The organism is Flavobacterium poyangense, from assembly GCF_011751075.1.
GTDB lineage: Bacteria > Bacteroidota > Bacteroidia > Flavobacteriales > Flavobacteriaceae > Flavobacterium > Flavobacterium poyangense.
Genome location: NZ_JAALLN010000002.1, coordinates 434,147 through 448,258, shown reverse-complemented (window position 1 = coordinate 448,258; position 14,112 = coordinate 434,147). Strand labels below are relative to the sequence as shown.

Annotated in this window: 12 protein-coding genes and 1 tRNA gene; 8 read left to right on the top strand and 5 right to left on the bottom strand. The window is 31.1% G+C overall.

Features of this window, described 5'->3' with window-relative positions; all coding sequences use genetic code 11:
* Nucleotides 1-67 precede the first annotated feature (67 nt).
* Nucleotides 68-2,191 (bottom strand): Tex family protein, encoded by a 2,124-nt coding sequence (locus tag G3A47_RS06740; RefSeq protein WP_166921416.1) that lies wholly within the window; start codon nt 2,189-2,191, stop codon nt 68-70.
* 116 nt (nt 2,192-2,307) lie between these two features.
* Between G3A47_RS06740 and G3A47_RS06735 the strand changes: the two genes are divergently transcribed.
* Nucleotides 2,308-2,577 carry a DUF1294 domain-containing protein gene (locus G3A47_RS06735; RefSeq protein WP_166921415.1) on the top strand — a complete coding sequence of 90 codons (270 nt, stop codon included), beginning with the start codon at nt 2,308-2,310 and terminating at the stop codon, nt 2,575-2,577.
* Between the two features lie 316 nt (nt 2,578-2,893).
* On the opposite strand, the gene rpiB is transcribed toward G3A47_RS06735, so the two are convergent.
* Together rpiB and G3A47_RS06725 are read right to left on the bottom strand one after the other, a co-directional pair.
* Nucleotides 2,894-3,325, bottom strand: a complete 432-nt coding sequence (rpiB, locus tag G3A47_RS06730; protein WP_166921414.1) for a ribose 5-phosphate isomerase B — start codon at nt 3,323-3,325, stop codon at nt 2,894-2,896.
* A gap of 1,035 nt (nt 3,326-4,360) precedes the next feature.
* Nucleotides 4,361-4,594, bottom strand: a complete 234-nt coding sequence (locus G3A47_RS06725) for a putative signal transducing protein (RefSeq protein ID WP_047774592.1) — start codon at nt 4,592-4,594, stop codon at nt 4,361-4,363.
* A 109-nt stretch (nt 4,595-4,703) separates the two neighbouring features.
* Between G3A47_RS06725 and rnr the strand changes: the two genes are divergently transcribed.
* Genes rnr through G3A47_RS06710 form a run of 3 tightly spaced genes read left to right on the top strand, consistent with a single transcriptional unit; the run spans nt 4,704 to nt 8,270 of the window.
* Entirely contained in the window at nt 4,704-6,884 is a 2,181-nt protein-coding gene (gene rnr / locus G3A47_RS06720; RefSeq protein WP_166921413.1) for a ribonuclease R, read from the top strand.
* Between the two features lie 24 nt (nt 6,885-6,908).
* Complete coding sequence (locus G3A47_RS06715; protein ID WP_166921412.1) at nt 6,909-7,577, top strand: head GIN domain-containing protein; 669 nt, start codon at nt 6,909-6,911, stop codon at nt 7,575-7,577.
* Between the two features lie 15 nt (nt 7,578-7,592).
* The gene (locus G3A47_RS06710; RefSeq protein WP_166921411.1) at nt 7,593-8,270 is read left to right on the top strand and encodes a LysE family translocator; all 678 of its coding nucleotides are present in this window, start codon (nt 7,593-7,595) and stop codon (nt 8,268-8,270) included.
* A gap of 398 nt (nt 8,271-8,668) precedes the next feature.
* Here the strand turns inward: G3A47_RS06710 and G3A47_RS06705 are convergent.
* Together G3A47_RS06705 and folB are read right to left on the bottom strand one after the other, a co-directional pair.
* Nucleotides 8,669-8,739: transfer RNA gene (locus G3A47_RS06705), tRNA-Cys, on the bottom strand.
* 93 nt (nt 8,740-8,832) lie between these two features.
* A complete protein-coding gene (gene folB, locus G3A47_RS06700) occupies nt 8,833-9,192 on the bottom strand; it encodes a dihydroneopterin aldolase (protein ID WP_166921410.1) in 360 nt (119 codons plus the stop codon).
* Nucleotides 9,193-9,301: 109 nt separating this feature from the next.
* Here folB and G3A47_RS06695 point away from each other — a divergent pair, with 109 nt between their 5' ends.
* The 4 genes from G3A47_RS06695 (at nt 9,302) to G3A47_RS06680 (ending at nt 14,110) form a co-directional block, all read left to right on the top strand.
* Complete coding sequence (locus G3A47_RS06695; RefSeq protein WP_166921409.1) at nt 9,302-11,419, top strand: glutamine--tRNA ligase/YqeY domain fusion protein; 2,118 nt, start codon at nt 9,302-9,304, stop codon at nt 11,417-11,419.
* 1,313 nt (nt 11,420-12,732) lie between these two features.
* Nucleotides 12,733-13,212 (top strand): hypothetical protein, encoded by a 480-nt coding sequence (locus G3A47_RS06690; RefSeq protein ID WP_166921408.1) that lies wholly within the window; start codon nt 12,733-12,735, stop codon nt 13,210-13,212.
* Between the two features lie 91 nt (nt 13,213-13,303).
* On the top strand, nt 13,304-13,630 hold the full coding sequence (locus G3A47_RS06685) for a YtxH domain-containing protein (RefSeq protein WP_166921407.1): 327 nt from the start codon (nt 13,304-13,306) through the stop codon (nt 13,628-13,630).
* A gap of 129 nt (nt 13,631-13,759) precedes the next feature.
* Nucleotides 13,760-14,110: a competence protein gene (locus G3A47_RS06680; protein ID WP_166921406.1), complete on the top strand. Its 351-nt coding sequence runs from the start codon at nt 13,760-13,762 to the stop codon at nt 14,108-14,110.
* Nucleotides 14,111-14,112 lie beyond the last annotated feature (2 nt).

The window sequence follows — 14,112 nt, the reverse complement described above, 5'->3', positions numbered from 1 at the left end:
TGGGAGTTTTTATATAATTCCATTGGTTTGAAACTTGGAATTTGGAATTTAAAAATTGGATTTTTCTCTAAAGTATCATTGTCAACTGAATTCTCTTCCTGTCTTCATCAACCTCAGTAACCTTAACATCAACATGCTGATGTAGTTTAACCACTTCGTTTACATCGCTTACAAATCCCGCTTTTAATTGTGAAATGTGAACTAGTCCGCTTTCTTTGATTCCGATATCAACAAAACAACCAAAATTGGTAATGTTATTCACAATTCCCGGTAGAATCATTCCGGTTCTCAAATCTTTGATCGATTTTACATTCGCATCAAACTCAAAAACCTTTGCTGACTTTCTAGGGTCTAATCCGGGCTTTTCAAGCTCTTTTATGATGTCTTTTAGTGTTAGTAAACCTATTTCAGGTGTAATATAGTTTTCGGCCTTAATTAAGGCTGTTTTCTCTTTGTTGGCAATTAAGTCATTTACCGATAGTTTTAAATCTTTTGCCATTTTCTCTACCACCGGATAAGCTTCCGGATGCACCGCAGAATTATCTAACGGATTCTTTGCATTCGAAATTCTAATAAATGCTGCGCCCTGCTGATATGCTTTCTCGCCTAAGCGAGGCACTTTTTTTAGTTGTTTTCGATCCTCAAAAGGCCCATTTTCAGAACGATACTGAACGATATTTTCGGCCAACTTCTCTCCTATTCCACTCACATAACTCAATAAATGTTTACTCGCCGTGTTAATATTAATCCCCACCGAGTTCACGCAACGAATTACCGTATTATCTAATTCTTCTTTTAACTTCGTTTGGTCAACATCATGTTGATATTGTCCTACTCCAATTGCTTTTGGATCAATTTTTACCAATTCAGCCAAAGGATCTGAAAGACGTCGCCCGATAGAAACAGAACCACGAACGGTAACATCATAATTTGGGAATTCTTCACGAGCAATTTTTGATGCCGAATAAACTGAAGCACCAGCCTCAGAAACAATAAAAACCTGTAACGGTTTGTCAAACGCGATTTTTTTAATAAAAAACTCTGTTTCTCTTGAAGCCGTTCCATTCCCGATGGATATTGCATCAATTTGATATGCATTTACCATCGAACGGATTTTTTTTATCGCCATAGTTTCTTCATTCTGAGGAGCATGTGGGTAAATAGTTTCATTGTACAACAAATCCCCTTTTTCATCCAGACATACTACTTTACAACCGCTTCTAAACCCTGGATCTATGGCCAAAATTCTTTTTTCACCCAAAGGCGGTGCCAATAACAACTGTCCTAAATTATTAGCAAAAACCTGAATCGAATTAGCATCGGCTTTGGCTTTGGCTTCCTGCAAAGTTTCATTTCCGATTGCAGGATTCAGTAAACGTTTATAACTATCTTCAATCGCTAATTGCAAATGTGCCGTAGTGCTGTTTTGTTTTTTAATGACGATTTCGTCTATTACATCATAAGCCTCATCAAGATCCACTTCGACTTTCATTTTTACAAAACCCTCGTTTTCTGCACGAAGCATTGCTAATAATCTATGTGAAGGTGCTTTTGTTAATAACTCATCCCATTCAAAATACTGACTGAATTTTTGCGCATTTTCATCATCTTTTTTCGTTTTTACAACCTTTGTTACAATCGTTGCTTTTCGCTGATATAACCTTCTGAGTTGTTTACGAACATAAATATTTTCGTTAATCCATTCTGCAATAATATCACGTGCCCCTTGCATCGCCGCTTCCTCATTAATAACATTATCATTAAGATATTGCGTCGAAATAAAATCAACATCAACATCATTTTGCGACATTATAATTTTTGCCAACGGCTCTAAGCCGAATTCACGGGCCACATCGGCTTTTGTTTTTTTCTTCTTTTTAAAAGGCAGATAAAAATCTTCTATTTCCTGTAAATCAAAACTTTGCTCAATTTTTTGTTTCAATTCAGGCGTAAGCGCTTTCTGTTCTTCAATAGATTTTAAAACCGCCTCTTTACGTTTTACAAGTGTATCATACTCTTTCTGAAGCTTCGCAATCTGCTCAATCACTACTTCATCAAGATTTCCTGTTGTATCTTTTCGGTAACGCGATATAAACGGAATCGTACAATCTTCCTCTAATAATTTTACCGTGTTTTGAATGTTAATCGCTGCTGTTTGAACAGACTTGGCAATAAATTGAATATTAGTCATACTTTAATGAAATAATTTCTTAATTATAAAATGAAATCGTCTATAACCCAAAACCACGGTCACAAATTGATCATTCACTTGGCTAAAATAATATCTTTGTTTTTAATTTTAGTCTCATGAAAGTTTTATTAGTATATTTTTTAATTGTAAATAGTCTCACCTTTTTCTTCGCGGGTTATGATAAATATCTGGCAGTCAAAAACAAACGCAGAATTCCGGAAAATACACTTTTTACAATGGCCTTAATTGGTGGCTCAATCGGATTATTATTAGCGATGGTATTATTTAGACATAAAACGAGTAAAACCTCTTTTATTGTAAAATTTTTGATAATTATTTTAATTCAAATCCTATTCGTTCTCCTAAAAATAACGAACAAAATCTAGTTATTAACAATGTTCATAACTCAAAAAAACAGCTTTAAATACCCTGATTTTTAACCTATTAAATAATATCTCAACTAACCAATAAAATCTAAATAATTACTTTTGTTAATTACCTCAAAAGTAGCTTCTGGGTATGCTTTTGATTAAAAATACACTCAGAAACAAATAAAAAACGTTAATTCCGTCAGTCCATTGACGGAATTTACATTAATTCAGTCAGTCAATTGACGGAATTTACAAAAAATAACAAACCCGACAGGTTCTAAAACCTGTCGGGTTTAATCGATATATTTTTTTACATCTTACTTTTTACATCTTACTGACAAGCAATCTTATTCACTCTATTCTGGTGTCTTCCTCCTTCAAATGAAGTAGTTAAAAACGTTTCAACAATTTCTACTGCCTGAGCAATAGAGGTAAAACGTGCCGGAATGCTAACAATATTAGCATCATTATGTAAACGTGTTAAATAAGCAATTTCTTTGGTCCAGCATAAACCGGCTCTCACTTTCGGGTGTTTATTAACAGTCATTGCAATTCCGTTACCACTTCCACAGATTACAATTCCGAAATCTGCTTTTCCTTCATATACATCATTGGCGACTGGATGCCCAAAATCAGGATAATCTACAGAATCCTCAGAATCAGTTCCGTAATTTGTTACTTCATACCCTTTTGCCTGTAACATGTTAACAATTGCTTTTTTATACTCCGGTCCTGCGTGATCGTTACCTATTGAAATTTTCATTTTAAATACTATTAAGTTGTGTACTGCAAATTTAGCCAAAGAATCCTGTACCACAGTACTATTTAAAATAAATGTTTGCCGCGAATTGCACGAATTTCCACTAATTAAAATTTTACATGCTGAAAATTTTCTTTTTAAAAACTAAACCACTCTCTACTTTCCAAACGGAGATTTGTTTTAGTTCCATCAATAAAATAGTAAGCTATTAATTCAAACTTATTAACATTATCAAGGTATTTGATTAATTTTCAAACTTTTAATTCTTAATACAAAACCAATGAAAAGAAAAAATTCGTGCAATTCGCGGCAAAAAAACTACTTATTCACTCACAAACTTTATACTTTCTCTACTAAATTTTAAAATATTGCAGCTTATTAACTTTTTAAAAAACTTTACACACATTTCGGTAAAAGAAAGTAAAAATATAACTCTCCCATTATCAAATCGTTAACGTTATTAACAATTTTAATATCTCTATAAGAAGCTGATTATCAATTAAGAATAAACACTTTTTTTGTTAAAATTTTAGAGTGTTAATACCAAAACCTAATTCATTGATATTCAGTTAACTTTAAATTAACATTATTTGTTAATAACTAAAGATAGAAAATTAGAAGTTTTTTTTGGTTGTGTCAAAAAAATACCTAATCCAAAACCGGAATGAAATAACCTAATAAAGTTTCATGAATTTTTAGAAAAGTTATCAATATCAAAAATATCATTTTCAACAGAAATCAGTTTATCAAGTTATTTACAAAATCAATTCATTTTAGGTTGTCAACCGTTGTTAATTAAAATTCAAAAAGTCTTAAAAATTAATCCTTTAACAAAATATAAGTATGTTAATAACTCCAGATAAGTAAGCAAAACTTCATTTCAATGCTTTTTAAAATAAAATTATTCCACATATTAACACACTATAATAACAACCAAAATTTTTAAAATTTTTAAAATTCTTTTTTGTTGTATTTAATATATGTTGACAACTTTGAAAGTTTAAAAAGAAAAAAATTGAAATTGAACTGTAGATTGGTTCAGACGATTTTCAAAGGATTGTTGAGATTGTCCAGAATTTCCTGAACTTGTTCGAAATCGTTGGGATGAACTTTGAGTTTGATTCCACCGAGCGCTGCAGAGTAAAAGGGAACCACAGATAAAGTGATTTCGTTTTCAAAAAAATAAGGAATTCCTTCTTGTTCTAATAAGTGTTTGAGAATTACCGTTTCGTGTTCGAAATTGAATATGGCAATCGTTTTAAAGGTTTCCATAAAAGGTCTTTTTGTAAAGATACGAAAGTTATATTTTTAATAATTCTATTTGTTAAAATCTGTTATCTGATATCTTATTCGTAATTTTAAACCTTATAAGAAAAGATATATGAGTAAGAAAATTAGAAAGCCGATAAAAAATGAGAAAGATTTCTCCGGAAAAATACTAAAAATTTTATCGCAAAGCCCTAATAAAGCATTTAATTACAAACAGATAGGAGCAAAGTTAGAACTTGACGATACCAAAAGCAGAAATCAGATTATAAAAGATTTAAAGATTTTGGCTGCTTCAAAAAAAATAATAGAATCAGAACCAGGTAAGTATTTAATCAAAGCAATCAGTCAGGATTACTACGAAGGAACAATTGATATGACAAGCCGTAAGACAGCTTATTTCATTTGTCCTGATTTTGCAGAAGATGTTTTTATTCCAACGAATAATTTGAATCGTGCTCTGGATAAAGACAAAGTTAAAGTATACGTTTACAACCGAAGAAAAGGAAAAAGACCTGAAGGTGAGGTGATTGAAGTTATAGAAAGAGATAAAACCGATTTTGTCGGAGTTATTGACATTCAGGCTAATTTCGCCTTTGTTGCTACAGCAAATCCTAAAATGTATACGGATATTTTTATTCCCAAAGATAAAATTGGCGAAGCTGAAAATGGTGATGTTGTTTTGGTTACGATCGAAGATTGGCCAAAAAGAGCAGATAGTCCGTTTGGTTCTGTTGTTCGTGTTTTAGGAAAACCGGGAGAACATAATACAGAGATTCATGCTATTTTAGCAGAATACGGCTTACCGGCAGATTTTCCGGTAGAGGTAGAGGTGTATGCACAAAAGATAGACACTACCATTCAGGAAGCTGAAATTGCAAAACGTCGTGATATGCGTGATACACTTACGTTTACGATAGATCCAAAAGATGCAAAAGATTTTGATGATGCCTTGTCTTTTAAAAAGTTAGAGAATGGAAATTATGAAATCGGAATCCATATTGCCGATGTTTCCTATTATCTCGAAGAAGGAACTATTTTAGATGATGAAGCGTATCAACGTGCTACTTCTGTTTATTTAGTAGACAGAGTAGTGCCAATGCTTCCGGAAGTTTTGTCTAATTTTGCCTGTTCGTTACGACCGAATGAAGAAAAATATACATTCTCTGCTGTTTTTGAAATTTCAGAAAATGCACAAGTTATGAACCAATGGTTTGGTAGAACTGTAATTTATTCTGATCAGCGATTTGCCTACGAAGAAGCGCAGTATATCATTGAAACAAAAGATCATACTATCCCGGTTGATATTTCAATTACCGGAAGTTCTTATTTAGTTTCGGATGAAATTGTTCAGGCTACTTTAAAATTAGATGAATTAGCGAAGATTTTAAGAAGAAAAAGAATGGCAAATGGCGCTATTTCTTTTGATAAAGTGGAAGTCAAATTTAATTTAGATGAAGAAGGGGAACCGGAAGGAGTTTATTTTAAAGTGTCAAAAGATGCCAATCATCTGATCGAAGAATTCATGCTTTTAGCCAACCGAAAAGTAGCAGAATACATTGGAAAACAAAAGAAAACATTTGTTTACAGAATTCACGATGAGCCAAATGAAGATAAATTAATTGCGATGCAATCTGTTATTGCGAAGTTTGGTTATAAAATTGACTTTAGAAACAAAGGAGATATTTCAAAATCTCTGAACGCTCTGATGGAAGAAGTAAATGGTAAAAAAGAGCAGAATTTAATTGATACTCTTGCCATTAGAAGTATGAGTAAAGCCAAATATTCGACTGATAATATTGGTCATTACGGTCTGGCTTTTGATTATTACAGCCATTTTACTTCACCAATTCGTCGTTATCCCGACGTTATGGTGCATCGTTTATTGCAGTATTATTTAGATAATGGAAAATCTGTAGACGAAGAAGTGTATGAAACAAAATGTTTGCATTGTTCCAATATGGAAAATTTAGCAACTAATGCTGAACGTGATAGTATTAAATACATGCAGGTAAAATACATGCAGGATCACCAGGACGAAGAATTTTTGGGTGTTATTTCGGGTGTTACAGAATGGGGAATTTATGTCGAAATCGTTTCAAACAAATGTGAAGGAATGGTACGAATTCGCGAAATAAAAGACGATTATTATACTTTTGATGAAAAACAGTATGCCTTAGTTGGTGCGACATCAGACAGTATTTTACAATTAGGAGATGAAATTTACGTTAAAGTAAAAAATGCAGATTTGGTTAAAAAACAATTAGATTTTCATTTTTTGCGAAGAGCAGAATAGTGGTTTAATTTAAAAAGTAGAAACATGAAAAAATGGATTATAGGTGTTGCAATACTGTTTGCACAATTGTCTTTTGGACAGGTAACCAAAGAATTAGGAGATTTTGATTCTGTAAAAGTTTTTGATAAACTGACAGTAAAATTAGTAGCGTCCTCTGAGAATAAAATTGTAATAAAAGGGACACGTGAAGCAGAAGTAGAAGTTGTTAACAAAAAAGGATTATTAAAATTAAGAATGCCTTTTCCAAAGTTGTTATCCGGTAATGATTTGGATATTACATTGTATTATAAACATCTTGAACTTATAGATGTTAATGAAGGAGCAGTTGTAAATGGTAAAGATGTTATAAAAGCAACTTCTTTTAAAGTTAGTGCTCAGGAAGGCGGAAAAATCAATGTAGAATTAAATGTTGATAAACTAAATGTAAGTTCAGTTTCAGGGGGTGAAATCACTTTATCTGGTAAAGCTGCTAATCAAGATGCAAGTTTAGGTGCAGGAGGATATCTTCTGGCTAGTAAATTAAATACCTCTCAAACGAAAGTAAGCGTTTCTGCGGGAGGAAAAGCAGATGTGAATGCTTCGACCCTTGTAGATGCAAAAGTAAGCGCAGGAGGCTCTATTTACATTTATGGAAAACCAAAGCAAATTAATCAGAAAACGGTTTTCGGAGGAAAAATTGAAGAAGTAAAGTAAATTAATTGTATTTGAATGATAAATGATATTTTAGCCGGACTGCCGTGGGGACTTTTTCTGAGCTTTATGATAGGTCCGGTATTTTTTATATTACTGGAAACCAGTATTACAAAAGGATTCAGAGCCGCAATAGTCTTTGATTTTGGAGTAGTATTAGGTGATATTTTTTTTATAGCCATTGCCTATTTAGGGAGTTATCGACTCATTCAGAGCTTAAAAGATAAACCCGCACTTTTTATTTTTGGTGGAATTATTATGTTGGCCTATGGTATTATTTCTTTTGTAAAATTAAAGAAAGAAGAAAAAATCAACGACGAAGAAATTGATCGTGATATTATAAAAAGAAACTATGCCAGTTTGTTTGTAAAAGGCTTTTTGTTGAATGTTATTAACATTGGTGTTCTTGGTTTTTGGTTAGCCGTTATTATTTCTGTTGGTCCAAAATTACAAATGCAGACTCCCAGAATGATGACTTTTTTTACTTCGGTTATCATAACTTATTTAGCTGTAGATTGTATTAAAATATTGTTAGCTAAACAATTAAAGTCTAAAATGACACCTATTAATATCTTAAAAATTAAAAAAATTATTAGTGTAGTTTTAATGGTTTTCGGGGTAGTTTTAATAGTGCAAGGTTGGTTCCCTAAAGAAAAAGAAATGGTAAAAAATGCTTTTGAAAAGATTGAAAAATAAATAGACTGTCATTTATATAAAAATAGTAAACCTCTCAATTTGAGAGGTTTTTTTATGCTTTATACTTGTAGACAACACCTGACAGGTTTTTAAAACCTGTCAGGTTTAAATAATGTTAATAAGTACAGAATAATAAAAAAAGGAAAGAAAACTTAAATGAATTTATGCATCAATTTTGACGAAGGAGAAATTACGCCCGTTTCTTTGTCATTCCGAAGAATTAGGAATCATATCCATTTCGTTGTCATTCCGAAGAAGGAGGAGTCACAGTAGTATTTCGACAAAGATTGGCGACATTCTGCACGGAGTTTCAGGTGTGATTCCTCCTTCTTCGGAATGACAAGATTGCGAAAAAATTAGACATAAAAAAAACCTTCAAATTGCTTTGAAGGTTTTTGAGGCATCGTCCGGATTCGAACCGGAGTAGGAGCTTTTGCAGAGCCCAGCCTAGCCGCTCGGCCACGACGCCGTACTTGAACGGATGGCAAAAGTAACTAAAATCTTTAAATTTCAAAAGTTTAAAGTGAAGAATTTTAAAAAAATACTTCTTTTCTAAAAAGGATTACTTTCTGGTTTCCGTCATTTTTATGGTAACCGTCTCAACATCACCACCAATAGGAGGATTTACTTTAGAAACCCAAACCGTAGTTTTTTCTATTGATTTTATCTCTTCCAGGACACGAAGTACGATTCTTTTGGCTACATGCTCTAATAAATGCGAACGAATGGCCATTTCTTCGGTTACAATTTTGTTCAAATGTACATAATCTACCGTGTCAGCTAAGTGATCTGTAGTTGCTGATTTTTGTAAATTAGCTTTAATTTTTAGGTCTACTGTGTAATCAGATCCAATTTTTCCTTCTTCAATTAAACAACCATGGTACGAAAAAGTACGGATGTTTTTTAATTTTATAACTCCCATTTTATTGTATTATTTCAAGTTTTAAGTTTCAGGTTTACTGCGACTAAAACAACTTTAAACCTGAAACCTGAAACCTTTTTTTTATCTTTGCTAAAATTACTATAAAATAATGGCATCAGAAGAGAAATCACTCAATTTTATTGAACAAATCATAGAAGAAGATCTGAAATCAGGTCTGTCAAATAACAAACTTCATTTTCGTTTTCCACCCGAACCAAACGGTTATTTACACATTGGACATGCAAGTTCTATTGCATTAAATTTTGGTTTAGGACTTGATTATCAGTCACCTGTTAACTTACGTTTTGATGACACTAATCCGGAAAAAGAAGAGCAGGAATTTGTTGATGCAATTAAAAAAGACGTAGAATGGTTAGGATATACCTGGTCAGAAGAACGTTATGCTTCAGATTATTTTCAACAATTGTATGATTGGGCTGTTTTATTAATTAAAAATAATAAAGCCTATGTTGACAGTCAGTCTTCTGAAGATATGGCCATTCAAAAAGGAACTCCTTCTACTGAAGGTGTTGATAGTCCGTATAGAAACCGTTCTGTTGAAGAAAATTTAGATTTATTTGAGAGAATGAAAAACGGCGAATTTGAAGCCGGAACACATATTCTTCGTGCAAAAATAGATATGAAATCTACTAATATGTTGATGCGTGATCCTATTATGTACAGGATTTTGCACAAACATCATCATAGAACAGGTGATACCTGGAAAATCTATCCAATGTACGATTGGGCACATGGACAAAGTGATTATTTAGAACAGATTTCACACTCGTTTTGTACACTTGAATTTTTGCCACACCGTGAATTGTATGATTGGTTTTTAGATCAGATTTTAGATGGTACTAAATTGCGTCCGAAGCAAAGAGAATTTGCCAGACGTAATCTTTCACATACTGTTGTAAGTAAAAGAAAATTACAACAATTAGTTAAAGAACAACATGTTAACGGTTGGGATGATCCGAGAATGTCTACTATTTCAGGATTAAGAAGAAGAGGATATACCGCTGCTTCTTTGCGTAATTTTGCTAATACAATTGGTATTGCAAAACGTGATAATTTGATTAATGTATCAGTTTTAGAGTTTTGCATTCGCGAAGATCTGAACAAAATTGCACCTCGTGTAATGGCTGTTTTAGATCCTGTGAAATTAGTTATTACAAATTATCCGGAAGGAAAAGAAGAATGGTTAGAAGCCGAAAACAATCAGGAAGATGAGAGTGCCGGTTTTAGAAAAGTACCTTTTTCACGTGAATTGTTTATAGAAAGAGAAGACTTTTTAGAAGAGGCTCCGGCTAAATATTTCCGTTTGACTTTAGGAAAAGAAGTACGTCTTAAAAATGCCTATATAATTAAAGGTGAAAGTGTTATAAAAGATGTAGCAGGTAATATTACAGAGATTCATGTAACCTACGATACCGATAGTTTGAGCGGAAGTGGAACAGAAGCAAGCCAGAGAAAAGTGTCAGGAACCTTACATTGGGTTTCTATTGCTCATGCTGTTGAAGCAGAAGTTCGTATGTACGATCGTTTGTTTACAGATGAAGCTCCGGATGGTTATAAAGACAAAAACTTCTTAGATTTTGTCAATCCAAATTCATTGGAAATCGTTACAGGTTATGTAGAACCGAGTTTGGCGACAGCACAAAATGAAGATAAATTTCAGTTTCAACGTTTAGGTTATTTTACTGTTGATAAAGATTCAACTGCTTCAAAATTAGTATTTAACAAAACAGTTGGACTAAAAGATGCCTGGGAAGAAAAAGGTAAAAAAGAAGAAAACAGTATTAATAATTCTTTAAAAGATATTAATAAATACTTTAAAGTTGAGACTAAAGCAGAACGTCTTGCAATTGAAAATGCAATAGGGGAGAGCATCGCAACTATTTCCAGTTTTTCTTTATTGCAAAATTCTGTAAAGAAAAATACCAATAATAATAAGAGTTCTTTGTTATTTGCTCAGTTTATTTTGAAATATTCAAGTTTAAAGTCTTCTGATTTTGAGGATGAAGAAATCAAAAAATTATATACAATGTCTTTAAGAAGTGAATCGACTTATGTTCGATCAAAAGCACTTTTGAATTTAAGAGATCTGGAAAATGAAACGTTCAGAAATCATTTTGAAGAGGACATTTTGAAATTAAATACTAATCCTCCAAAAAATGCTTCTGAGAGAGAAATTGAAATTCTCGGAGAAATGGTAAAGAAATAGTATCAATATTATTTATTAAAAGCGCTTATTAAAGCGCTTTTTTTTTATTATTTAGTTTTTCTATTGAAATTTAATAATTAATAATTTTTCAATATTAAAAATAGCTTTCATAAATTGATTTTAAAGTGTTTTTTAGTTTATTCCGACTCCTAAGTTGTCTTTTAAAAAATCATTGAATAAGTGGCTTTATTTTAATTTTAAGGTCAGTTTTGTTATACTTTTTTGGTTATCAACATTAGATTGTTTATAAAGTGGAGAATTCTATCTCTTTTTTTGACTTTTGCTCTATTTTTTAGTAGCAAAATGTAGTTGGATTCGTTTTTCAGAAGAAACATAAGTTTTAATTATCAAAATAAAGTTTTTATTAAATTTTGTATATCATTTAGTATAATTATTAATTTTATTATTTTAATAAATATTTTTTATTAAAATTGACTTCTATAAATTAATTTTAAGGTATTATTTTATTTCTTCTGACTAATAAATCCTTTTCTAATAAATCCTTCAAATAAGAGCTTTATTTAAATTTTACTCTAATTTTAGATTGTTTTTGAGCTTAGAAGTGCCAAATTGCTTATAAAGTTAAGAACTGACTCGATCTTGGAAATTTTAGGTAATAAAAGTAAAATTAGTTCGAAAATGTTTTTTTAGCGAATGTATCAGTTTTGATTATAGATATTAGTATTATTTGTGTTTTTGTTTATTATTGTATAAAACTATTATAAATTTATATTTAATAATTTTAGATGATTAAAATTAACCTCCATAAATTAATTTTAAGACCTTTTTTAATTTCTTCTAATTCATTTATCATCTTTTGAAAAATCATTAATTGAGAAGCTTTATTTTGATTTTGATCTTTTTTAGCTTCATTTTTTTGATTTATTACTATAAAATTATTTGGAAAGTTGAAAATACAGTTGGTTTTCTAATTCTTGATCAATTTGTTAATTTTGATGAAGAAAAAATGGCTGGAATATGCAGTTTAATATTGTATCAATTTTAATGATTTTAAAATTAATTATAGTAGTTTTTAATGATTATTGTTAAAAATTATTGATTTTTTAATTTTAATAATTGTTTTTGATTAAAAGAGGCCTTCATAATTCTATTGTAAGCTGCTTTCTGTTTTCTTTTATGTTAGTAGTTGAATTTTAAATTATTGTTGATTTAAGGGCTTTATTTAAGTTTTTTTCTTCCTTTTTCTTAGTTTAACGGGTTATTAACATACAATTGTTTATAAAGTTGGTATTTTTACGATTGTACTAAAGGTTAGTAATTATTTTTAGTTTTTAATTTTAAATCTGATATTTATGAAAATAGTATATTTTACAGTAGCGTTATTGTTTGCTAACATAGCAATTTCTCAGACACATCAAATTACAAAACACAATGGTGAACAATTGAATGTTAATTTCATCAAAAATGAAAATGATTTAATTTATTATTCTTTGAACGGAAGTACTGAAGAAATGAAAATTAGCAAGTTTGCTGTTTCACAAGTTACAAACAAACAAACCAGTCAAACTCAAAAAATTTCTGATCGAGTAATAGTTGATTCAAAATCAGATTACAAATTGGTTCAGGTTTTACCACAGGAAAAAACAGTAGGTTTAAAAAAGGCAGCAAACTTTTCCGGAGTTTCGGTTAAGACAAAAGGGGAGCAGCCAAGTGCTCAACAAAAACAAACCGCAATGTTGATAAAAACTAAATCAGCGTTAAAAGGTTATCCGTTTGTAAGTATTGTGGAAAAAGGTAATGGAAAATATGAAGCTGTTGCTTACGTATATTAATTGCTTTGTTACATTTTTGTAAATTTCTTTTAATCAGTAAATTATAGCTTAAAAAAGAAGTATCTTTATTAATCATTTAAATATAAATAGTATGTCTAATAAATCAAATACCATCGCTGCAATTGTAGCCGGTGCAGCAGTAGGAGCCGCAATAGGAATTTTATTTGCTCCGGATAAAGGATCTAAAACACGAGCAAAACTTAAAGAGGGTTTAGATGATGCAGCACATAATTTGAAAGATTCATTGGAAGCAAGTTCTGAAGTGTTGCGTGAAAAGTTCACACATGCAAAAAAGAATCTTGACGGAACATATGAAGATTTACTTTCAAATATGAGTTACAAAACAGAAGAAGTAATTTCATTTTTAGAATCTAAACTTGCAGATTTGAAAGCGCAAAACGCAAAGCTTCAAAAGTAAATTTCTAAGTCAGGCACAAAACGAATTTTTTAATAGATTGCATTTCAAGTTTATTGGGTTACTTTTAATAAGTAAATTGCAATTTTAAAAGTGCGTTTTGTGCTTTATTATTTAACTAAAAATCGAATTATGGCTTTTGAAGAATTAAAAGAACATACCGAAAATATGCAGGATCAGGCTAAAGAATATTTAGAGAGTCACTTGGCATACTATAAACTTTGGGGTTTTAAAGTAGCAATGAAATCTACAACGCTAATTTTTAAGTTTACTTTAATTTTGCTTTGCGTGGGTATGGTTTTGTTGTTTGGTTCTGTGGCGCTTGCTTTTGCTTTTAGTGCAATGTTCGGAAGTTATACTTTAGGATTTTTAATAGTGGGAGGGATGTATTTGGTAGCAACAATTTTGCTTTTCTTTATTAAAGATAAGTTTGTTGAAGGACCAATTTTGGAGAAATTTTCAGAAATCTTTTTTAACGATTAATT